Source organism: Kribbella sp. NPDC048928 (assembly GCF_043197975.1).
Taxonomy (GTDB): domain Bacteria; phylum Actinomycetota; class Actinomycetes; order Propionibacteriales; family Kribbellaceae; genus Kribbella.
The window spans coordinates 397,764-416,920 of sequence record NZ_JBICUC010000002.1 but is presented as its reverse complement, the minus strand read 5'-3'; the positions used below and the strand labels follow the sequence as shown (position 1 = coordinate 416,920).

The 19,157-nt window shown below is 67.0% G+C and carries 26 protein-coding genes and 1 pseudogene; 12 read left to right on the top strand and 15 right to left on the bottom strand.

What is annotated here, in order from left to right; translation table 11 throughout:
- Positions 1 to 195 precede the first annotated feature (195 nt).
- Entirely contained in the window at positions 196 to 681 is a 486-nt protein-coding gene (locus tag ACGFI6_RS08845) for an NUDIX domain-containing protein (RefSeq protein ID WP_393116478.1), read from the bottom strand.
- 39 nt (positions 682 to 720) lie between these two features.
- Positions 721 to 1,203 carry an HIT family protein gene (locus tag ACGFI6_RS08840; RefSeq protein ID WP_393116476.1) on the bottom strand — a complete coding sequence of 161 codons (483 nt, stop codon included), beginning with the start codon at positions 1,201 to 1,203 and terminating at the stop codon, positions 721 to 723.
- 52 nt (positions 1,204 to 1,255) lie between these two features.
- Here ACGFI6_RS08840 and ACGFI6_RS08835 point away from each other — a divergent pair, with 52 nt between their 5' ends.
- On the top strand, positions 1,256 to 1,837 hold the full coding sequence (locus tag ACGFI6_RS08835) for a GNAT family N-acetyltransferase (protein ID WP_393116475.1): 582 nt from the start codon (positions 1,256 to 1,258) through the stop codon (positions 1,835 to 1,837).
- A 34-nt stretch (positions 1,838 to 1,871) separates the two neighbouring features.
- Here ACGFI6_RS08835 and ACGFI6_RS08830 read toward each other — a convergent pair whose 3' ends face one another.
- Positions 1,872 to 2,177: a hypothetical protein gene (locus ACGFI6_RS08830; protein ID WP_393116473.1), complete on the bottom strand. Its 306-nt coding sequence runs from the start codon at positions 2,175 to 2,177 to the stop codon at positions 1,872 to 1,874.
- A gap of 446 nt (positions 2,178 to 2,623) precedes the next feature.
- Between ACGFI6_RS08830 and ACGFI6_RS08825 the strand changes: the two genes are divergently transcribed.
- Entirely contained in the window at positions 2,624 to 3,343 is a 720-nt protein-coding gene (locus ACGFI6_RS08825) for an alpha/beta fold hydrolase (RefSeq protein ID WP_393116471.1), read from the top strand.
- A 256-nt stretch (positions 3,344 to 3,599) separates the two neighbouring features.
- Here the strand turns inward: ACGFI6_RS08825 and smpB are convergent, their stop codons facing one another.
- From smpB to ACGFI6_RS08805, 4 genes are all read right to left on the bottom strand, one after another.
- Entirely contained in the window at positions 3,600 to 4,079 is a 480-nt protein-coding gene (gene smpB, locus ACGFI6_RS08820) for an SsrA-binding protein SmpB (RefSeq protein WP_393116469.1), read from the bottom strand.
- A 40-nt stretch (positions 4,080 to 4,119) separates the two neighbouring features.
- Positions 4,120 to 5,043, bottom strand: coding sequence for a hypothetical protein (locus tag ACGFI6_RS08815; RefSeq protein WP_393116467.1), 924 nt, complete (start codon positions 5,041 to 5,043; stop codon positions 4,120 to 4,122).
- 272 nt (positions 5,044 to 5,315) lie between these two features.
- On the bottom strand, positions 5,316 to 6,023 hold the full coding sequence (locus tag ACGFI6_RS08810; protein ID WP_393116465.1) for a hypothetical protein: 708 nt from the start codon (positions 6,021 to 6,023) through the stop codon (positions 5,316 to 5,318).
- 48 nt (positions 6,024 to 6,071) lie between these two features.
- Positions 6,072 to 6,545: a VOC family protein gene (locus ACGFI6_RS08805; RefSeq protein WP_393118088.1), complete on the bottom strand. Its 474-nt coding sequence runs from the start codon at positions 6,543 to 6,545 to the stop codon at positions 6,072 to 6,074.
- A 42-nt stretch (positions 6,546 to 6,587) separates the two neighbouring features.
- Between ACGFI6_RS08805 and ACGFI6_RS08800 the strand changes: the two genes are divergently transcribed.
- Together ACGFI6_RS08800 and ACGFI6_RS08795 are read left to right on the top strand one after the other, a co-directional pair.
- Positions 6,588 to 7,340 (top strand): phosphotransferase, encoded by a 753-nt coding sequence (locus ACGFI6_RS08800; protein ID WP_393116463.1) that lies wholly within the window; start codon positions 6,588 to 6,590, stop codon positions 7,338 to 7,340.
- A 66-nt stretch (positions 7,341 to 7,406) separates the two neighbouring features.
- The gene (locus ACGFI6_RS08795) at positions 7,407 to 8,639 is read left to right on the top strand and encodes a DUF6652 family protein (protein WP_393116462.1); all 1,233 of its coding nucleotides are present in this window, start codon (positions 7,407 to 7,409) and stop codon (positions 8,637 to 8,639) included.
- A gap of 7 nt (positions 8,640 to 8,646) precedes the next feature.
- Here ACGFI6_RS08795 and ACGFI6_RS08790 read toward each other — a convergent pair whose 3' ends face one another.
- Complete coding sequence (locus ACGFI6_RS08790; protein ID WP_393116460.1) at positions 8,647 to 8,982, bottom strand: cytidine deaminase family protein; 336 nt, start codon at positions 8,980 to 8,982, stop codon at positions 8,647 to 8,649.
- Between the two features lie 97 nt (positions 8,983 to 9,079).
- Here ACGFI6_RS08790 and ACGFI6_RS08785 point away from each other — a divergent pair, with 97 nt between their 5' ends.
- Positions 9,080 to 9,958: an alpha/beta fold hydrolase gene (locus ACGFI6_RS08785; RefSeq protein WP_393116458.1), complete on the top strand. Its 879-nt coding sequence runs from the start codon at positions 9,080 to 9,082 to the stop codon at positions 9,956 to 9,958.
- Positions 9,959 to 9,972: 14 nt separating this feature from the next.
- On the top strand, positions 9,973 to 10,611 hold the full coding sequence (locus ACGFI6_RS08780; RefSeq protein WP_393116456.1) for a nucleotidyltransferase domain-containing protein: 639 nt from the start codon (positions 9,973 to 9,975) through the stop codon (positions 10,609 to 10,611).
- 245 nt (positions 10,612 to 10,856) lie between these two features.
- On the opposite strand, the pseudogene ACGFI6_RS08775 reads toward ACGFI6_RS08780, so the two are convergent.
- Positions 10,857 to 10,974: pseudogene (locus ACGFI6_RS08775) on the bottom strand (ClpX C4-type zinc finger protein); the annotation flags it as partial.
- Positions 10,975 to 11,041: 67 nt separating this feature from the next.
- Positions 11,042 to 11,677, bottom strand: a complete 636-nt coding sequence (locus tag ACGFI6_RS08770) for a methyltransferase domain-containing protein (protein WP_393116454.1) — start codon at positions 11,675 to 11,677, stop codon at positions 11,042 to 11,044.
- A gap of 51 nt (positions 11,678 to 11,728) precedes the next feature.
- Here ACGFI6_RS08770 and ACGFI6_RS08765 point away from each other — a divergent pair, with 51 nt between their 5' ends.
- Entirely contained in the window at positions 11,729 to 12,157 is a 429-nt protein-coding gene (locus ACGFI6_RS08765) for a hypothetical protein (RefSeq protein ID WP_393116453.1), read from the top strand.
- Positions 12,157 to 12,675 (top strand): AAA family ATPase, encoded by a 519-nt coding sequence (locus ACGFI6_RS08760; protein ID WP_393116451.1) that lies wholly within the window; start codon positions 12,157 to 12,159, stop codon positions 12,673 to 12,675. Before ACGFI6_RS08765 ends, ACGFI6_RS08760 begins: the two co-directional genes overlap by 1 nt.
- Before the next feature lie 11 nt (positions 12,676 to 12,686).
- Here the strand turns inward: ACGFI6_RS08760 and ACGFI6_RS08755 are convergent, their stop codons facing one another.
- Positions 12,687 to 13,067: a VOC family protein gene (locus tag ACGFI6_RS08755; RefSeq protein WP_393116449.1), complete on the bottom strand. Its 381-nt coding sequence runs from the start codon at positions 13,065 to 13,067 to the stop codon at positions 12,687 to 12,689.
- Positions 13,068 to 13,133: 66 nt separating this feature from the next.
- Here ACGFI6_RS08755 and ACGFI6_RS08750 point away from each other — a divergent pair, with 66 nt between their 5' ends.
- On the top strand, positions 13,134 to 13,508 hold the full coding sequence (locus ACGFI6_RS08750) for a hypothetical protein (RefSeq protein ID WP_393116447.1): 375 nt from the start codon (positions 13,134 to 13,136) through the stop codon (positions 13,506 to 13,508).
- Between the two features lie 97 nt (positions 13,509 to 13,605).
- Here the strand turns inward: ACGFI6_RS08750 and ACGFI6_RS08745 are convergent, their stop codons facing one another.
- Positions 13,606 to 14,544 (bottom strand): phosphotransferase, encoded by a 939-nt coding sequence (locus ACGFI6_RS08745; RefSeq protein ID WP_393116445.1) that lies wholly within the window; start codon positions 14,542 to 14,544, stop codon positions 13,606 to 13,608.
- 20 nt (positions 14,545 to 14,564) lie between these two features.
- Between ACGFI6_RS08745 and ACGFI6_RS08740 the strand changes: the two genes are divergently transcribed.
- Positions 14,565 to 15,407 carry a DUF72 domain-containing protein gene (locus ACGFI6_RS08740; RefSeq protein WP_393116443.1) on the top strand — a complete coding sequence of 281 codons (843 nt, stop codon included), beginning with the start codon at positions 14,565 to 14,567 and terminating at the stop codon, positions 15,405 to 15,407.
- Positions 15,408 to 15,426: 19 nt separating this feature from the next.
- Complete coding sequence (locus ACGFI6_RS08735) at positions 15,427 to 15,876, top strand: hypothetical protein (protein ID WP_393116441.1); 450 nt, start codon at positions 15,427 to 15,429, stop codon at positions 15,874 to 15,876.
- A 97-nt stretch (positions 15,877 to 15,973) separates the two neighbouring features.
- Here ACGFI6_RS08735 and ACGFI6_RS08730 read toward each other — a convergent pair whose 3' ends face one another.
- The 3 genes from ACGFI6_RS08730 to ACGFI6_RS08720 form a co-directional block, all read right to left on the bottom strand.
- Complete coding sequence (locus tag ACGFI6_RS08730) at positions 15,974 to 16,474, bottom strand: methylated-DNA--[protein]-cysteine S-methyltransferase (RefSeq protein WP_393116439.1); 501 nt, start codon at positions 16,472 to 16,474, stop codon at positions 15,974 to 15,976.
- 36 nt (positions 16,475 to 16,510) lie between these two features.
- The gene (locus ACGFI6_RS08725) at positions 16,511 to 17,350 is read right to left on the bottom strand and encodes a carbon-nitrogen hydrolase family protein (RefSeq protein WP_393116437.1); all 840 of its coding nucleotides are present in this window, start codon (positions 17,348 to 17,350) and stop codon (positions 16,511 to 16,513) included.
- 380 nt (positions 17,351 to 17,730) lie between these two features.
- Complete coding sequence (locus ACGFI6_RS08720; RefSeq protein WP_393116435.1) at positions 17,731 to 18,057, bottom strand: hypothetical protein; 327 nt, start codon at positions 18,055 to 18,057, stop codon at positions 17,731 to 17,733.
- 91 nt (positions 18,058 to 18,148) lie between these two features.
- Here ACGFI6_RS08720 and fgd point away from each other — a divergent pair, with 91 nt between their 5' ends.
- Positions 18,149 to 19,153 carry a glucose-6-phosphate dehydrogenase (coenzyme-F420) gene (gene fgd, locus ACGFI6_RS08715; RefSeq protein WP_393116433.1) on the top strand — a complete coding sequence of 335 codons (1,005 nt, stop codon included), beginning with the start codon at positions 18,149 to 18,151 and terminating at the stop codon, positions 19,151 to 19,153.
- Positions 19,154 to 19,157: the final 4 nt, after the last annotated feature.

Sequence of the window (19,157 nt, the reverse complement as noted above, 5' to 3'; positions counted from 1 at the left end):
TGCATGTGGTTGGGGGAGCGGCGGTGGGTGGTCAGCTCGACAGGATGTGTCGGTCGGTGCGTGGTCGGTGGGTAGTGCACCTGAGCGTGAAAGTGCTGCGTGCGTACAGTGTCTCGAGGCGCACTACCTGTCGAGCTGCCCGCGGTCACGGTTACCTGCCCCAGCTCTCCGGACGGAACGTACGGATCACGCGGGTCAGTTGGGGCTGGGCGCACGGCCGTTCTCGAGGTACGTGGGAGTGGTTGTAGTGCGGTTGTTGAGGACGGCTGTGACGCGGGCGTACTGCTCGGGGTCGAGGAGGCGTTCGGCTTCCTCGGGGGTGACGAATCTGAAGGAACGTACTTCGGTTGGCTGGAGCACGATCTGGGCGATGTCGGCTGGCGTCAGAACGCCGCCGTCGAAGAGAAGCGCCATGATCTCTGTGAAGTCTCCCGACTGCGGTACCCAGTCCACGGCTAGCAGGTTGCCGGGCTCGACGATGAGGCCGATCTCTTCTCGGACCTCGCGTTGGGCGGCGAGTCGTGGTGATTCGTCACGTTCGACCATGCCTCCTGGAAGGTCCCAGGTCGGCTTGTAGGGAGGTTCGAGCACCAGCAGGCGGTCGGCTTGGTCCGTGAACAAGCAGTCGGCGGCTATCCGTTTGGTGGGCAGCTTCGCGGTGAAGTGAACGTTGTCGGACACGGCGCCAGCCAACCACAGTCTTTTCGGCGCATGCGCGTACTAGGCGAACGTGACGGGCATTGCTAGTGCGGACCGTAGTTGGTCGGCGAAGTTGGCGCGTTCGGATGCTCCGATCCAGCGCGTTTGGTCGTGACGCTGGTACAGGTGGTCGTCGGCGTACCGCGGGAACACATGAACGTGCAGGTGCCAGACGTCCTGGTTGCCTGCGGGCTCGTTGTGCTGCCGCGTCGAGATCCCTTCGCACTCGTACGTGTCGCGCATCGCCACGGCGACACGTTGGGTGAGGTCCCAGACGGCGTGACCATCTTCGGGCGGCATCGCGTACAGGTTCTCGATGTGGCGACGAGGTATCACCAGCGCGGCGCCAGGGTTGCCCGGCCACCACTTCGGAGAGATCCGCGCGTACGCGAGATCAGTGACGGCGATGATGTCGGTGGGTTGATTTCGGTCGTTGGACTCGTCGCGCTGCAGTCGGCAGAACGGGCACGAGTAGCCCGCGGGCTCATGAGAGATCGGACGCACCGGAGGGAGTCTGGCACGGCGGGCGTTGAGTGTATCCCGGCAAGATGGGTGCATGGTTGCTGCGTTGGACGTTCCGCGCTTGGTGGGCGACAGGATTGTGCTTCGCGAGTGGGATCTTGGCGATCTGCCTCTTGTCCGTGAGGCGTCGAGCGACGAGTACATCCCGTTGGTCACGACCGTTCCGTCGACGTACTCGCGGGAGGCGGGTGAGGCGTTCATCCGTCGGCAGTGGGAGCGGGCGTCTGCTGGCAGCGGGTATCCGTTCGTCATCGCGCGGGTTGAGGACGGGCGGGGGCTTGGGATGGTCGGTTTGTGGCTGCGAGAGCTGGAGGAGGGGCGCGCGTCGCTGGGCTATTGGGTGGTCGGGTCGGCTCGTGGCCAGGGGATTGCTGCGGAAGCCGTTCGAACGGTCGTCGCGTGGGCTCTGGATGAGCTGCACATTCCGCGTCTTCACCTGTATGTCGAGCCATGGAACGTCGCGTCACAGCGAACGGCCGAGCGTGCCGGCTTTCAACGAGAGGGCCTCCTGCGCAGTTGGCAGCAGGTCGGCGAGGAACGTCGAGACATGTACGTGTATTCGCTGCTGAGCGCCGACTTGCCGAGGCCGGCCGCAGCGAACTCGCCTATCGCGTAGCCGAACTCCCGTTACATCGCCGTCGCACAGCGGATCATGGCTGCTGGAGTGGTTGGGCGTTGGGCGCTTCCCAGAGCCTGGCGACCGACTCGGCTTGGTTCCGCGGGTCGAGGGTGTCCACCGCGATGCGATGGTCGGAGTCCGGGGGATTCGTCGCGTCGGCCTCGTGGAGCATGCGGAACTCCTCGTCGGTCAGCCAGATCCTGCGGGACGCGGCGCGCCGCAGAGCTTCCGGCAGCTCCACCGTCAGGTGCACGATCAGGCACCCGGGCAGCTCGTGTCTGTACAAGGCGGAGGTCGCCGGCGTCAGTACGTCTGCGATCACGACCTCAATGTCCATGCCCAGGCAGTTGCGAGCGAGGCTACAGGCGTTCCTCACACCAAGCCGTTGCTGTTCCCTACCCTCCAGCCCCTCCCACGGAGCAGCAGCGCCGGCGACAACAAGTTGACGTACGTCATCCACATCGATGACCGCACACCTTGCACGTCGAGCCGCGAGAGCACGAGCGGTCGTACTCTTCCCCGCTGCCGGCCCACCTGTGAGTACCAACGGCGGGAGAATCATCGCACCTCCTGAAACATCCGAAGGACCGTACTGGTTGCCCACGGATGAGGTAAGTGTTGTTGCAGCTCATTCTGAACCGGCGACGGTGTCGTCGCTGGCTCACCGAGCACGGCTATGACCCGTGTCGTCCTGGCGGTGCGGTTGACGTGTTGAGGGCCCAATTGTGAACTCCAGCGGCGTGGCCACTACCTGGTGCGCCGCGGGGAGACAGATTGCTGGGCATGGAGTTAGATGTATTGGTGGATGGCCAAGTCGGCGTGGAGGGGCGCACGCTTCGGTTCTGTTTGTACGGGCCCGCTGATGGGGTGCCGGTGATCGAGCTGTACGGAACTCCGAGCACTCGGTTGCGGCGTCCTGATCAGGTTGCCGCGATGGAGCAGAGCGGCGTACGAGTCCTCATGGCAGACCGTCCTGGGTACGGCGGCTCGACGCGGCAGCCGGGACGTACCGTTGCTGATTTTGTGCGGGATGTCGAGGCGCTCGCGGACAGCCAGGGGTGGGAGAGGTTCGCGATCGCGGGTGGTTCAGGTGGTGGTCCGCATGCGCTGGCGTGTGCGGCGCTCTTGCCGCACCGCGTCACGCGATGCGCGGTGATCTCGGGTGTTCGTCCGCAGGTTGTGGCGCTGCCTCCCGAGGGCGTTCTTCGGGGACAGCTCGCGCAGCTTGGTGCCGACATCCTGGGTCAGGTCGAAGCAGGGGGCCCGGAGTATCCAGGAGCGCCGCCCGGTCCGCCGGCTTGGGACGACCCAGTTGCGCGGGCTCGGTTGGCATTTGGTACGGCACGCACGACGAGAACGTTCCTGAGGCTGACGCGCAATGGCTCCTGGAGAACATCCCTACTGCAGAAGGCCATCAATTCGCGGGCGGTCACATTCCCACCAGCAGCACGTGGACCGATGTTCATAAATGGATCAGCTTGCCAGGCGATACTTCGGTGGTGAACGAGGAGCGACTGTTGCCTGATCCAGGGTGGACTATCCGGCATTTCTCACAGTCGAATCCGGCCGGACTCGGCTCTGGTGATGTTGCGGCTTTGCTTCGCAGGGTCGCTGACACCCTGGACTCGCTCGGCGATGTTCAGGTGCAGGACCTGACGTTCCAGTCGGACGTCACTGCCGACAAGGACGACCTGACGATCACTGTCTACTATCACCCTGAACCTCGACGGAGATAACCAACTCAACGGCCACGGAGTGGTTAGTTGGGTTTGCCTTTGAGGTGGCGGTTGAGGGTGCGTTCTACTTCTCGGGTTGCTTCGCGTTCGGCGAGGGCTTGGCGTTTGTCCCAGGTCTTCTTGCCGCGGGCCAGGGCGATTTCGACCTTTGCGCGGCCGTCTTTGAAGTAAAGGGTCAGCGGGACGATGGTCAGGCCGCTTTCGTTGACCTTGCGTTCGATTTTGTCGATCTCGGCGCGGTGCAGCAGCAGTTTGCGTTTGCGGCGAGAGCCGTCGTTGAACCAGCGCGCTTGCATGTATTGCGGGATGTGTACGCCGTGCAGCCAGATCTCCCCGTTCTCGACAATCGCGAAGCCGCCGACCAAGGACGCTCGCCCGGCCCGGAGGGCCTTCACCTCGAGGCCGAGCAGCACGATCCCCGCCTCCCAGGACTCGCCCAGCTGGTAGTCATGGGCGGCCTTGCGGTTGCGTGCGATCACGGGTTCGGCGTCCGGCTTCTTCACATGGGTGATTCTGCCCCGATTGCGCGCGTCCTTCCTCCTCTTAACGGATTGCGCAGGTTGTGGCGAGGTACTTCAGCGGGATCTCTGCTCGGGTGCGGAGCTCGAGTTCATCGGCGTACGGGATCAGTCGCGACCACGAGACCAGCCGGTGTACGCCGACGAGCGCCTCGGTGACGTCGAGGTCGCGGCGCAGTACGGCGGGGTCCGCGTCGAGGCGTTCTCGCCAGACTGCGAGGTAGATGTCGAGCAGTTCTTCACGGTCTTCGTGAGACAGGGGTGCGCAGTTCCATTCGACGACTGCGTCGAGGAAGCCGTGCAGCGTGACGAACGGATGGGCCCAGAGTGCATTGCCGAAGTCGAAGAAGCGTGGTCTGAGTACGCCGGTGGAGCGGTCGGCGAAGATGTTCGCCGGGTACACGTCGTTGAACTCCACGTCGAGCGGGACGCTGTCGCTGAGGGACGCGGTTCGTTGATCGAGTACGTCGGCGGCGCGCTCAGCCCGTACGAGAACGTCCGGCTCGGTTCGCAGCGGATGGATCGGTTGCAGCGTGGACCATTCGCGGGCAATGGCGCGTACGTGGTTGCCGGCCGACGTCGGTGGGAGCTCGATCATGCCGGGATGGTCCTCGGGCTCGATCCGCCCGAGGACTGCGCATTGGAGACGGGCGAGGGCTTGAACGACGATGCGGCGCGTCGGCTGATCCTCGACGTCCGCGTGCGTGAGCGTCGGTCCGCAATCGTCGGTGAGCATCCGGCCGCGCTCCCGATCCACCGCGAGCGGCACGATCACCCCGTACGACGCCAAGTCGCCCAACCTCGCCGCCGACGACTCCGCCAACTCGGACAACGCCGCAACTAGCCCTGCCTCGAACCGATGCCCGGGATTGTTCTCTTTGAACCACACCAGCCCGTCCGCGGTCGGATAACACCGCACGACCGACCAGAACCGCGCCCGATACGTCACCGGCTCCCCACACACCCGCCGCCCAACCTCAGCCAGCCGACCCTTCACCCAGCCGTCAACGGCGCGCTCCCACTCACCCGACGACCACCACCGAACCCACGACCCCGCAAAATCCGGCCCAACAGGCCGCGCCACAGGCACCCCAACCACCATCCCCGAACGCTAACCCCCACCGCCGACAGTCCTCCGCACCCATCTAGCTGCAGCTCACGGTCAGCTCACAATCCGTCGTTCGCGCGCTGCGTGCTGGGCGTGTGCCATCCGGTTGTTGGTCACGGTCGCCCCGAGGCGAACAGGTGGGGCCAGTTGGTGGGTGGGGTGGTTAGTAGTTGGGTGGCCATGTCGTCGGCGGCTTCGTCGGGGGTGGGGGCGGTGCTGGTGAGGTGGAGTAGTAGCTGGGTGCCGGCGGGTTGCTGGAGTGAGATTTGTACGCCTTCCGCGCGCCAGGCGGGGCTGACCCAGTCGAGGGTGGGAAGTACGGGGCGCAGCTTGTCTTCGAGCAGCCGGGCTGTGCGGCGGCGTGGGGTTTCCCAGGAGCGGTCGGCGGTCGCTCGGCGTACTTCTGACAGGTACTGGGATCGGTCGAAGTGGAGGTCGGGAAGATCCCACGGGCGGCCCTCGTGGTCGGCCGACTCGGGCGCGAGCGGCCTGAAGAAGACGCCGACGTAGTCGCGGAAGTCGACCCACGAGATCCGCGAACGATCCGGCGAGGCGACGATGTACGGCGCGATGACGCCGCAGCCCGCCTCGCCGCAGGAGCAGCGGTACACGGCGACGCGTTGCCCTGCGTCGTCAGGCACCAGCGGTGCATCCGCTCCGAGAATGACGCCGGGAGCAAATCCCCGCCACAGTTTCGCGACGCCCTCGAACGGGTTGCGTCCGTTGACGCGGATCCCGAGCATCGGCCAGTCCGGCCGGTCGTCGACTACTTCGAACACCAGCGTGAGCACATCGTGCATGTGAGCGGCGTTCTTCGGCACGCCGTGAGCCATCATCAGGACCGGCCCGAACAGCCGATCAGGAAAAGCTTAATCGATGCAGAATTCGTTGCCTTCGACATCCTGCATCGAGATACAGGACTCGTTCTCGCCGTCGGCGTACAGCACCTGGACCTGGACCGCGCCGAGCGGGATCAGCCGGTCGCGTTCGGCCTCGAGCGCGGCGAGACGCTCCGCGCCGACGAGGCCGGTGCCGACGCGTACGTCGAGGTGGACGCGGTTCTTGACGACCTTGCCCTCGGGGACGCGCTGGAAGAACAGCCGCGGCCCTTCGCCGTTCGGGTCGGTGCAGGCGAACCACTTGCCGCGTTCCGCCGGCGGCTGGGTGGCGCTGAACTCGTCCCACGACGCGAACCCCGCCGGCGGCTCCGGTACGACGTACCCGAGCACCTCGCACCAGAAGCGCGCGACCCGTTCGGGCTCCGCGCAGTCGAAGGTGATCTGGACCTGCCTGACCGTTGTCACCGCACCACGGTAAGGGCGCCGTTCGCGCCGGTCCACCATAATTGCGTTCCGGTACGGCGATCCGCGCGACATGATGACGGCGTGGATGCCGAGGAGGTACTGACCGGCGGGAACGTCGCGGACCGGGTCGTCCGGATCGGTGCGACCGTACGGAAGCCGGCGCTCGCGCACACGGCCGGAGTCGAGGCCATGCTCGAGCATCTCGCCGGGTTCGACGGCGCCCCGCGGACTCTGGGCCGCGACGACCAGGGACGCCACGTCCTCGAGTACATCCCGGGCGCTCTTGCCGACACGCTGCCGCCCCTGTCCGTCGACGAACTGCGTCGCGTCGCGCGGCTGATCCGCGAACTCCATGACGCGATGGAGTCCTTCGTACCGCCGCCGGACGTCGCATGGAACCCGGTCGTCCCCGATCCAGCCGGCGGTGACCTGATCTGTCACGGCGATCTCGCGCCCTGGAACCTGGTCCGCGACGACGACCGCTGGGTCTTCATCGACTGGGACAACGCCGGACCGTCCACGCGCCTGTGGGATCTCGGGTACGCCGCCCAAACGCTCGTACCGCTCTTGCCCAACGGCGACGTCACGGTCGATGCCCCACGACTGCGCGTCTTCGCGGACGGGTACGGACTGGACCACGAGCAGCGCCTCGCGTTCCCCGCGCAGATGGCCGCCCGTACGCGTGGTTCGTACGACCTGCTCGTCCGCGGCCACGAAACCGGCCAACAACCCTGGGCCACGCACTACGCCGAGGGCCACGCGGACTTCTGGGGACCGGCCGCCGACTACACCGCCGAACACCACGACGAATGGGTCGCGGCACTGATCGCCTGACGCTCGCTCGTTTGACCTGTCCGGACGGGAGTATTGGGACTCCGGTACAGACCAGGAGAGGCGGGTATGGCGAGCACGGGGATGGCCAAGGCGGTGGGGGTGATGCTCGCGACAGGCGCCGCACTGATGGCATACGTTGCCTTCGCCTTCGAAGGGCAGGAGCCGTACCGGATCGACACCACGGCTGACCGGGCGATCATGTGGGCGGTCCTCGGCGTGTGGTTCGCGGTCTATGTCGTCCTCGGCTGCTTCGCCGGGTACGACGCGGTGCGGTTGTCCCGGCGGCGCGACCTCGGCGCCCTGCAAGCGTCCGCGAACCTGGTGAAGCTCGTCGCCGTCCCGTTCTTCATCCTGAACCTCTTCGCGCTCACACAGGTGGTCCTGGTCGTCGGCGCCAACGACAGCGACCGCCTCGGCCTCGACGGGTTCCTCCTGGGGTTGCTGCTCGCCTTCCTCACCTACGTCGTGATGCTGCCGACATCGGCGTACGGCGTGGCGATGCTGGTGCTCCTGCGCAAGGACGACCGGATCGGGCGGGTGTTCTTCGGCGTCACCATGGCCATGCATTTCCTGTTCGTCGTGGACGTGCTGAGCACGATCGTGGTGGTCGAGGTCGCCCGGCGGATCCTCGGAACGGCCCGCCCGCCCGGGCGCTTCTCGAAGCACCTACTGACCGGGGTGCTCGCGGCGGGGTCGGCGATCGCCGTGCCCTGGCTGGTGTTCTTCGCGATCTTGCTGATCGTCCATCACGATGACCATTACTACCTCGATTCGGGCTTCCTGTCGGGGGCGCTCTACCACCTCGCGTACGGCGTGTCCGTCGAGTTCATCCTGCTCGTGGTGGTCCCGGTCGTGCCGCTGGTCGCGTTCCGTACGGCGGTGCGACTGTTCCTGATGGACGACCTGGAGACGCTCGGTCGTACGGCCCGGAACGTCAAGCTCGTGATGATCCCGCTCTTCATCCAGAACTTCGCGGTGTGCACGATCGTCGTCTTCTTCGTATCGCTCATCCCGGTAATCCTCACCAGGGGAGCGCTCCTGTTTGCGGGCCCGGGCGGCTTCGCGCTGATCGGCATCTTCACGCTGACCGGCCTGGTGCCTGCGGCCATCGGCACCTACCTGATGCTGCTTCCGACCTCGATCTACAGCATCGCCTACTTCAGCCTGCTACTCCGCCACCGAGCCATCACACCCGGCGCGTACGTCCTCCACACGCTCCTGCAGTTCGTCTACGTAGCCGACATCATCAGCACGCTCATCATCACCCGCCGGCAAGCCCCCACCCCCGCACTGGTCTGACAGCGGTTCAGGCTTGCGGTACTGGCCTCGCATTCGCCGGAAGCAATGCGTCGAGCGTCAACGTCTCGCTCCGGCCGAGAACCACCTCGGTCGCCAGATTGCCCGGATCGATCTGGCGGATGAACTCCCGGCACCGCCCGCACGGCGGCACCACGTACAGCGGCCCACCGTTCCCGCCGCAGACCGCCACGATCTTCGCGATCCGGTACTCGCGAGCGGTCACCATCGCCGCGATCGCCGCATGCTCGGCGCAGATCCCGGTCCCGCAGGTCGTGTCGATACACACCCCCACGTACACGTTCCCACCCTCGGTGACGAGCGCCGAGGCCACATCCCCGAACACCCGCCCATCAACCTCATGCGGAAACAAAACCCCCGCAGCCGCCTCAATCAACTCATCATTCACCCCGGCAACCTATCGACAAGGGCAGACTGAGGGGATGAGTGAGGCGTACGCCGTGATCAACGGAGTCCGGCACTGGGTGCGTACGGTCGGCGACCTCCGTGCCGCGACGCCTCTTGTCGTGGTGCATGGCGGCCCGGGCGGCTTCATCTACGACTTCGAACGACTGACCGGCCCGGACCTGGAACGGCACAGCCCGGTCGTGTACTACGAACAGCGCGGCTCCGGCCGCAGCGATCCGCCGGACGACGAGCAGTATTCGATACCGCTCCTGGTCGACGATCTAGAGGAGTTGCGTCGTCACCTGGATCTTCCACGGATCGTTCTGCTCGGCATCTCGTTCGGCGGTGATCTGGCCGCCGAGTACACCGTTGCCCATCCTGACCGCGTCGCCGAGCTGATCCTGCAGGGAACGGGGCTGACAGCACGGGGCGCTCCATCACCTTGGGTATCGGGGTTCGAAGCGGTCGCCACCGACAAGGCCCTGCGTACGGCGATCCGTGCGGCCCAGGAGCGTTCAGGGCCCAGCAGTGTCTGGGATGTCGTCGACCGGAAGACCACTGACCGCTTCCTCTTCCACCGGCCTGGCGTCGCGACGCTGGTCCGAGATCTGTGGGAGCGGAGCGGTCTCGTCAACATGGGTGCGATGGACGCGGCCTTGGCCGCCCAACCGCCACGGACGCGGCCACTCGTCGACGAACTGGCGGAGGTGGACGTCGCGGTGCTGGTACTGATCGGGCTGTGGGACCGAAATGCGGGTGTCGACGGTCCGCGCGATCTGGCGACTCGGCTGCCGCGCGCAGAACTTCGCGTCTTTGAGGACAGCGCACACTTCCCGAACGTGGAGGAGACCACCCGTTACGTCGGCGAGGTCGCGCGGTTCCTCGTGGAGCGGCGCATTCCGAGGACGAGGTAAGGAGCGTGGGGTGGGTGATTGAGGACGCGGGTGAGGTGGCGGAGCGGGAGTATTGGGCTCGGTTGTACGGGCGGTGGGAGGCGTTCGATCCGGCTGGGGTTGCTGGGGTGATGGAGGGGTTCGGGCGGCCGTGGTGGGTGGTCGGTGGGTGGGCGATCGATGCGTTCACCGGCGTCCGGCGGGAGCACCAGGATGTCGACGTGTCGATCCTCGCGTGCGATGTTCCGGCGTTGCGGGAGCACGTACGTGGGCGATGGGATCTGTGGAACCTGGCAGGCGGCGACATGCGGCCGTTGACGGACCAGCATCCCGACGTCTTTCACCCCGCCAGCCAGCTCTGGGTACGCGAACACGGTGACGCGCCCTGGGTGATCGACCTGCCGCTGACCCCCGACCGCGACGGCCTCTGGACCAACAAGTTCCTGCCCGAACACACCGCCGAGATCGACCAGGTCACCTGGATCGCCGACAACCAGATCCGATACCTGAACCCAGAGATCGTCCTGTTCTTCAAAGCCCGCAAACAACGTACAAAAGACACCCACGACCTAACCCAAACCTGGCCCACCCTAACCAGCCTCCAACAAACCTGGCTCCACCAAACCCTCAACAAAACCAACCCCCACCACCCCTGGCTACCCCACCTGACCTAGCCCGTCATCCGCGCCGGCCTATTCTTCGCCGGAGTAGCGTTCCCAGGCTGATTGGCGGCTGATGCCTAGGGCTTCGCCGATTCGGGCCCAGGTGACGGAGCGGGAGCGGAGGCGGAGGACGCGGTCCTGGATGGCGGTTTCGACCTGGCCGCGGGAGGCATCGATGCGGGCCATGTCGGCGAGGAGTTCTTCGTCGGTCTTGCCGTCCAGTGGCGGGAAGGACGGTAGCGGCTGGTCGTTGATGACGCGTTCGCACAGCTCGACGCATTCGTTGCAGATGAACACCCCGGGCCCGGCGATGAGTTGCTGCACCTCGTCCGCGAGCTTCCCGCAGAACGAACAGCGCAGCATGTTGTCCGGCATGATGACCTCCAGTCTTGTCAGGTCCACCCTGACACGACTGTCAGGCTAAGCCTGACAACTCCACCGGTCAAGACTTCCGCGCGATCACGTACGCCCGCGGCGCACCATCCCCTTCTCCCGGCTCCCGAACGGCCGTCGCCCAACTCGCGAACCCGGCCTCCCGAAGCAACGCGATCACCTCGTCCGGTTGCTGCCGGTACCAGCTGAGCGAGACCGGCGTCCCGAAGAGTTCCGTACGCCGGCGGTGTTCGTCCCCGACCTGGAACGCCAGCATCAACGTCCCGCCCGGCGCGAGCACCCGATGGAATTCGGCGAACACCCGCGCTCGAAGCTCCCACGGAAGGTGGATGATCGAGTAGAAAGCGAGCAACCCACCGACCTGTGCATCAGGGAGATCCAGCTCCAGCATCGACCCTTCGTCGAACCGCAGGTCCGGGTACGTCTGCCGCGCCAGCGCGATCATCCCGGGTGAGAGATCCACGCCGAACGCATCGAGCCCGAGTCGCGACAGCAAGATCGTCACGCGCCCCGGGCCGCAACCCACATCGACAACCTGTTTGTTGCCTCCAGCAAGCACTAGCTCGGCGAAGGTGGACAGGAGGGCACGCTCCAACGGCAGGTCGTCCAGCCCGGAGCTGATCACGTCGGCGTGGTGCGCGGCCAACGCGTCGTACGAGTCGCGGGTCGCAGCGAGGTCCGTCATGGTCGGCGAGCGTAGACGGCGCCGCCGACAGAAAGCGGGCACAATCAGCGCATGCCGACGTACGTGAGGTACCAGAGTCCCGTGCCGGATCGCCGCGGTCGCCGGATCGGGATCTTCGGGCTCGTCAACATGCTCGGGCACCGTGGTTATCTGAGCGCCGACGAGGAGCAGTTCCGCCGTACGACGAACGCCTGGTACGACGCGACGTACACGAATCCGTCGAACGTCGACCCCACCGTTTACGACGAGAACCCGCATGCCGCGGCCTGGTTCAAGCCGTCGGCCACGGACCTGTTCGAGCCGATCCCGGGGTACCTGGAGATCCTCGCCGCGCACAACGTCCGCTGCGAGCGCTACACGTCGCCCGAGCCCGGCCGCGTGCTGTACGAGGACGAGCACCAGGTCGTTGTCGTACCGGCAGCCGATCTCGAGCCCGTCGACGTCCTGCTGTGGCTCCCACCGAAACGCGAGTCCACCTGATGGGTGTCGTCTACCTCACCGGTGTGTCAGGCGTCGGGAAGACGACGGTCGGCGTCGAGCTGCGGCGGCGCGGATACCTCGTGTACGACGTCGACGCGGACAGGCTGGCGCGCTGGTTCTCGAACACGACGGGTGCCGAGGTCAGCATGCCGGCGGAGCGGGACGGCACCTGGTTCGCGGAGAACACGTACCGCCTGCCACTCGAGACCGTACGACGGATCGCAACCGAGGCCGGCGAGCGTACGGCGTTCATCACCGGCGCCGTCGGCAACGAGAACGAGATCTGGGACTTGTTCGCGAAGGTCGTCTGCCTGACCGTCGACGCGGCGACCCTCGAACACCGCCTCGTCCAACGCGGCGCCTTCGGCTCGACCCCGGCGGAACTGGAGCGAGTACTCCACTGGCACACCCGGGCCGACACCGACAACGCCGGCTACGGGGCCCACCTCATCTCCGCCACCACCCCACCCACCAACCTCGCAGCCCAGGTCCTCAACGCCCTGCACCCTGAGCACTGAATCGAGGGCGATCAGCCCGGGACCCAGCAGAGGCAGAACGGGTGACCGGCTGGGTCCGCGTAGACCTGGACGCCTCGCGGCGCGTCGGGTTCGTCCGCGGGTTTGAGGAGGCGGGCGCCGAGGGCGAGGGCCCGGTCGTGTGCGGCAGCGTGCGCCTCGGTGCCTTCGAAGTAGAGGTCGAGGTGGATCTGCTGCGGCGTACCGTCGGGCCATTCCGGCGGTACGTGGTTGGGGGCGTGCTGGACGCCGAGGGCCCAGCCGCCGTCGACCCAGATCGCCCGCCAGGTGGGACCCCAGTTCTCCACGGTGCCGTCGAGGAGTCCGGCCCAGAACGCGCTCTCCGTTTCGATGTCGGCGGCGTCGAAGACGATCATGCGGTGCTTGATGTCCATCCGCTGATTGTGCTGTACCCGCCGGACGAGGTGTGGTGGGCCGGTGGATCACTTAACGTGATGGGCATGGCGTTTGGTGCGAAGGGGAGCAAGGGAGAGTCGTTCCTTGCGGTGGTCGTAGGTGGTGGGGCGGCGTTCGGGCTGATTGTGCTCACGTCGCGGTCGTGGAAGGCGTGCGGGGTGGACGTCACCGGCAGCGTGCCGAACGGGTTGACGCTGCTGTTCCTCGGCGTACCGATCGCGTTGATCGTCAACCTGGTCCTGTTCACCGTCGTCTTCCGGTACGCGGGGAAGGCGTTCCTGTTCTCGCTGATCGCCGCCGCCATCGCGCTCGCGATCGCTGACCTCGCACTGTTCTCCTGGCAAGGCACGCCAGCCGGTTCCCCCGGCAGCTGCCCCGGCAACGTCCCGCCCTGGTGGCCGACCTGGATCCCGACCTGACGATCCGGATCTCCAGGCCATCACAATTGCGCAGCCTCGGCGCGATCAGGCGGAGGCGCGGGAGACGGTGCCGATTGTGATGGCCTGGGGATCCGGGTCACGCGGTGGCGAGGAGGCGGAGGAGAGCGGCTGCCTGTTCCGGGTCGCCGAGGTGGGCCGCGGTGGGGAAGAGCCGACCCCAGGAGCGGAGCCGGGTGAGTTGGCTCAGGTGGCGCGCGAGCTCGGCCGCCCTCCGCAACTCGGCCAAGGACCCGGGCCAGCGGTCCAGATACGCGTCCTCGAGCCGCGCAACCACCTCCGTACCGTGCAGGTCCGCCGCCCGCTCGAGCGCGATCAGCAGGCTGCAGAACGGATGCCCGACGTTCGCGTCGCCCCAGTCGAAGAACGTGTACCTCTCCGCCACCAGGATCTGCCCGTCGTGCAGGTCCGCATGATCCAGCGAGTCCGGTACGTCGATCGCCCGCAGCTCGTCGCACCACTCGACCAGCCGCGGCCGGAACGCCCGCAATCGCGCCCGCTCCTCCGCGCTCAACGTCCCGTTCTCCGCGACCGCCACGTCGAAGACCGCCGGCAACACCGCAACCCGAGCATCCGGTACGCCGAGACGCAGTAGCTCCTCGACCCGCGGAACGAGCGCCAACTGCAGGTCCGCGTACTGCGTCAACGCCTCCTCCCACTCCTGCGGCCCAGGCGGCAGGCTCCGCAACAGCTCGCCGCCGGACGGGAGCAGCGACCAGCCGCGCGCGGCGTCGACGGCGTACGGCGTGAGCACGTGCTCGGGCGTCCAGCGCGCCAACGCCTCGCCCAGCCCCGCCTCGAACACGCTCCCGGGCGACGCTGCCTTGAACCACACCGGGCTCGCCGCCTCGACGCGGACGATCACCGACCATGGCCGTACCCGGACGCGCCGCGGACCGGTCTCGCGAACCCCCAGCTCCGTGAGCCGCACCTCGAGCCAGTCGAGGGCAGCCGTACGCCACGCCGGATCGTCCCAGGGCGTCTGCGCCTCCGGATAGGCGCCGCGGTCGATCTCCATGGCGGGACCATAATCGAGGGATGACAAGCTGGCCGGACTCCCCGTACCGCGTCGGGATCTCGGGCTGGCGCTACCCGCCCTGGCGCAAGGTGTACTACCCCGACGGGCTGCCGCAGCGCGCCGAGCTCGAGTACGCGTCCGGCCGGCTGAACTCGATCGAGCTGAACGGTTCGTTCTACGCGCTGCAACGCCCGGAGTCGTACCAGCGCTGGTACGACGAGACGCCCGAGGGCTTCGTCTTCGCGGTGAAGGGCCCGCGCTTCGTCACGCACCTCAAACGACTGGCCGACGTGGACGCCCCGTTGGCGAACTTCTTCGCCTCCGGGGTTCTTGCATTGGGCAACAAGCTCGGGCCGGTGCTCTGGCAGTTGCCGCCCAACTTCCAGTACGACCACGACCGCTGCGCAAGCTTCTTCGCACAGTTGCCGCGGACAACGGTCGAGGCGGCTGAGATCGCGAAGCGGCACGACGAGCGGATGGAAGGACGCGCCCTGCTCGAGGCGCGCGTGGAGCAACCGCTCCGGTACGCATTCGAGGTACGCCACGACAGCTTCAAGACCGACGGCTTCCTGGACCTCGCCAGGGAGCACGACATCGCGGTGGTCTGCGCGGATACGGCCGGCAAGTGGCCGATGTTCGACGAGGTGACAGCCGGTTTCGCGTACGCCCGATTGCACGGCGCGGACGAGCTGTACGTCAGCGGGTACGACGACAAGTCACTCGATCGCTGGGCGCGCAAGGTCCGCTCGTGGAAGTGCGACACCTACGTGTACTTCGACAACGACGCCAAGGTGCATTCGCCGTTCGACGCAGAACGCCTCGCGGAGCGTCTCGGGATCAGTTCGGCCGCCACCGAAGTGTGACGGCCGTAGCGTCGCCGGTATGACTCAGAACCCGGGAGAGCTCGTCGCCGAATCGGTCCAGCGCTCATTGAAGTACGTCGTCACCTGGCCCGCGTGGGACGGCGTTCCGCGGACCTCCGACGACGACCGCACCTTCACGCCGCACAAGGCCGTACGCCGGATCGCGGACCACCTGATCGATCACCTCGCGGAGGTCGAGGCGCTGCTGGCCGGCGTACCGACGCAGCCCGACGAGTGGCACGCGAGCGCGCTCACCTCCGCCGCGGACCTCGCTCCGTTCACCGAGGAGGACGTTCGCGAGGCCGAGCAGCGGCTGACCCGGCTGGGGCGGACGTTCGTGCTCCGGTACGCCGCCCTCGACCCCGCCGAGTGGGACAAGGATCGCAGCCCCAACTGGACCCTCCGCCAGATCGCGGAACACCTCACCGACCTCGACTGGTACGCAGCCCAGGTCGGCGACCTGTCGTAGGGCGGACCGCCAGCACTCACCAATTGCGCCGAACCGAGCGGACGCACGCTCAAGAGCGGCGGCGGGCGGACACTGATGAGTGCCTCAGGTCCGCAGCTCAGAACAACCGGGCGCCGACCGGCTGCTCGAGGTCCAGCAGGAGTTGCTTGCGCTCGAGGCCGCCGGCGTAGCCGGTGAGCGATCCGTTCTTCCCGATCACCCGGTGGCACGGGACGACGATCGACACCGGGTTCTGCCCGACCGCCTTCCCGACGGCCTGTGCCATGTACGCGGGCTCCCCGAGCCGCGCAGCGATCTCGCCGTACGTCGTCGTCTCGCCGTACGGGATCTCCTCGAGCACCGCCCACACTCGCCGCTGGAACGCCTCGCCTTCGAGCCGGACCGGCAGGTCGAACGTCACCCGCTGTCCCTCGAGATAGTCATCCAATTGCCCGACGACGAGCGCGATGAGCGGGTCGGTCGACTCGACCCGCTCACCCAGCGTCTCCGCCGTGGGCTTCACCCAGTGATGCGGGAAGTACACGCCGACCAGCGCATCCTCCGACACCACCACCGTGAGCTCACCGATCCGGGTGCTGACCACCGCATGCCTGTTCATACAGATAGAACGCGTCAGAACCCGGACCTGTGAGTACTACGAGCTGATCCGCTCCCGCGTCTGCCGCCGGAACTCGCGCCCGACCTGCGTCGACTCGGCGTGGTGAATCTCGGCCACCGCCATCGCCGGCGCGCCGTCCAGCGGAGCCTGCGCGACCCACTCGCCCCGCGGGTCGACCACGCCTGACGCCAGCCCGCCGTCCGGGTTCGCCGGCACGGAGAGGCTGATCCAGGACGTGTTGTTCACCGCGCACCCGCGCGCGTGCACCGCGATGTGCTCGTGGCCCGACACGCCATGCGTTGAATACGACACCAGTACGCCGTCGGCGCCGAGCTGGTCGTACTCGACGAAGAGCTCCGGGAACAGGACGTCCAGCCCGAGCGCCAGCCCGAACCGGAACCCGTCGACATCGAACGTCACCGGCTGCTTCCCGGCCGTGTACATCCACTTCACCTTGGTGGGCGACAGGGTGCGCTCGTCGTACCGGGCGACGACCTTCCCCTGGTCGGACACCACGTACATGCTGTTGTGCGGGCGTCCCTCCGGCAGTCGGTGCACCGAGGGGATGACCACCCAGATTCCTAGCTCACCGGCGAGCGCGTTGATCTGGTCGAGCTCGGACTGCAGTACGGTCCACTGCGCCTTGGTCCAGTCCGAGGCGCCGACCTCGTCCGGGCCGAGCGACGACATGATCTGCTTGCTCGGGAAGCAGAGCGCGCCCTCCGTGAAGTGCACCACGCGGGCGCCGGCCGCGGCCGCCTGCCTGATGAAGTCGCGGAGTTCGGCGCCGCCCGCGCGCAGCTCGTCGGCGTTGGTCGGATCTTGGTGCATCGTCGACTGGACGACGGCGAACCGCAGTGTGGTTTCTTCCGGCATGTCTGCTCCTGTCGGAGTTGGACGGAAGTGCCGGAGGGCAGTCGTGTAGGACTCGCCGGTCTTGGCGGCTCGGGCTCGCACCCGTTGCTTGAAGTTCCTGTGCGCTGTCATCTGGCCTTCCACGCACTCGTACGCGATCCCCCAGCGATCCGTCCGAGGCGACTGACCAGGACGAGCGGCCCGAGACAGGAAGTCCCTTTGCCTTCTCGTTGTGACCGAGCTGGGGCCGGTCGACGAAGGTGGGGCGCGGGCCGCGCCGGATCCACATCCTCTCCGAACCCCGCCGCCGACGTCAATCGAGACGCGCGGTGCAGCCGACACCTGAACCGGCCCGCCGGACAGCTGGACCGGCGCGCCGGTCAGGTGAACCGCGCCGCTGATCAGCGCCGCAGGACGTCGTCGGCCGCGTCCATCGCGACGCCGATCAGTTCGGGGCTGAGGTCGACGATCGTGTTGCCGTCCTCGTCGAGCTTGCCGCGTTCGGTGATCGACAGCCCGATCAGCGCGAGTGCCCCGGCGCGCTGTCGTTGCAGGCGCGCGAAGGTGTCCTCGGGCTGTGCCGGGGCGGCGGTGTCGTCGTGCTCCCAGGCGGCAACCGCGCGCTGGGCGAGGGCGGCCGGCACTGTCACGCGGATCGCGGGCAGCCCGGCGGCGCGGAACGTCGTACCGATCAGCCCTAGCACGCGTGCGTCGTTGGCGTAGTACACAGCCCGCGATCGTAGCGGTCCGGCGAGGCATAAAGTCGGACCTGGACGCAGTTGTCATCGAAGTACGCGTGGACGACGTTTGGAGCAGAGGGTGAGCATTCGGGTCGGGTACAAGGCATCGGCGGAGCAGTTCGGGCCACGGGAGTTGGTGGAGTACTCCGTTCGGGCCGAGGAGCTCGGGCTCGACAGCGTGACCGTGTCGGACCACTTCCTGCCGTGGCGGCACGAGGGCGGGCACGCCCCGTTCGCGCTCGCCTGGCTGGCGGCGGTCGGGGAGCGGACCTCCCGGGTGCTGCTCGGTACGTCGGTGCTGACGCCGACGTTCCGGTACAACCCGGCGGTGATCGCGCAGGCGTTCGCTACGCTCGGTGAGCTGTATCCCGGGCGTGTCATGCTCGGTGTCGGCACCGGCGAGGCGCTGAACGAGATCGCCGTGTCGGGGATGGAGTGGCCCGAGTTCAAGGAGCGGTTCGCGCGGCTGCGGGAGGCTGTGCAGCTGATCCGCGACCTGTGGACGAAGGACGGGGTCAGCTCCGAGGGGCCGTACTACAAGACCGTCGACGCGTTCATCTACGACCGTCCGGAGACGCCGCTCAAGGTGTACGTCGCCGCGGGTGGACCGCTCGTCGCGAAGTACGCCGGCCGGGTCGGTGACGGGTTCATCGCGACGTCCGGCAAGGGCATGGAGCTGTACACCGACAAGCTGATCCCAGCCGTTCGCGAAGGTGCCGAGAAGGCGGGCAAGAAGTTCGAGGACGTCGACCGGATGCTCGAGGTCAAGGTCTCGTACGACCGTGACCCGGCCGCCGCGCTGGAGAACACGCGGTTCTGGGCGCCGCTGTCGCTGACGCCCGAGCAGAAGCACAGCGTGACGAGCGCGACCGAGATGGAGCGGCTCGCCGACGAGCTGCCGATCGAGCAGGTCGCCAAGCGCTGGATCGTGGCGTCGGATCCGGAGGAGGTCGTGAAGCAGTTCCAGCCGTACCTCGAGGCCGGCTTCAACCACTTCGTCGTCCATGGTCCGGGGAACGATCAGGAGCGGTTCCTGACCCAGTTCACCGAGGATGTCCTTCCGTTGCTGCGCAAGCTTGGCTGACAAT

Excerpts from the sequence above, each read along its gene's own strand:
- ACGFI6_RS08835 (WP_393116475.1), top strand. The coding sequence starts at position 1,256 with ATGGTTGCTGCGTTGGACGTTCCGCGCTTGGTGGGCGACAGGATTGTG.
- ACGFI6_RS08830 (WP_393116473.1), bottom strand. The coding sequence starts at position 2,177 with ATGGACATTGAGGTCGTGATCGCAGACGTACTGACGCCGGCGACCTCC.
- ACGFI6_RS08825 (WP_393116471.1), top strand. The coding sequence starts at position 2,624 with ATGGAGTTAGATGTATTGGTGGATGGCCAAGTCGGCGTGGAGGGGCGC.
- ACGFI6_RS08805 (WP_393118088.1), bottom strand. The coding sequence starts at position 6,545 with ATGGTGGACCGGCGCGAACGGCGCCCTTACCGTGGTGCGGTGACAACG.
- ACGFI6_RS08795 (WP_393116462.1), top strand. The coding sequence starts at position 7,407 with ATGGCGAGCACGGGGATGGCCAAGGCGGTGGGGGTGATGCTCGCGACA.
- ACGFI6_RS08785 (WP_393116458.1), top strand. The coding sequence starts at position 9,080 with ATGAGTGAGGCGTACGCCGTGATCAACGGAGTCCGGCACTGGGTGCGT.
- ACGFI6_RS08770 (WP_393116454.1), bottom strand. The coding sequence starts at position 11,677 with ATGACGGACCTCGCTGCGACCCGCGACTCGTACGACGCGTTGGCCGCG.
- ACGFI6_RS08765 (WP_393116453.1), top strand. The coding sequence starts at position 11,729 with ATGCCGACGTACGTGAGGTACCAGAGTCCCGTGCCGGATCGCCGCGGT.
- ACGFI6_RS08760 (WP_393116451.1), top strand. The coding sequence starts at position 12,157 with ATGGGTGTCGTCTACCTCACCGGTGTGTCAGGCGTCGGGAAGACGACG.
- ACGFI6_RS08755 (WP_393116449.1), bottom strand. The coding sequence starts at position 13,067 with ATGGACATCAAGCACCGCATGATCGTCTTCGACGCCGCCGACATCGAA.
- ACGFI6_RS08750 (WP_393116447.1), top strand. The coding sequence starts at position 13,134 with ATGGCGTTTGGTGCGAAGGGGAGCAAGGGAGAGTCGTTCCTTGCGGTG.
- ACGFI6_RS08745 (WP_393116445.1), bottom strand. The coding sequence starts at position 14,544 with ATGGAGATCGACCGCGGCGCCTATCCGGAGGCGCAGACGCCCTGGGAC.
- ACGFI6_RS08740 (WP_393116443.1), top strand. The coding sequence starts at position 14,565 with ATGACAAGCTGGCCGGACTCCCCGTACCGCGTCGGGATCTCGGGCTGG.
- ACGFI6_RS08735 (WP_393116441.1), top strand. The coding sequence starts at position 15,427 with ATGACTCAGAACCCGGGAGAGCTCGTCGCCGAATCGGTCCAGCGCTCA.
- ACGFI6_RS08730 (WP_393116439.1), bottom strand. The coding sequence starts at position 16,474 with ATGAACAGGCATGCGGTGGTCAGCACCCGGATCGGTGAGCTCACGGTG.
- ACGFI6_RS08725 (WP_393116437.1), bottom strand. The coding sequence starts at position 17,350 with ATGCCGGAAGAAACCACACTGCGGTTCGCCGTCGTCCAGTCGACGATG.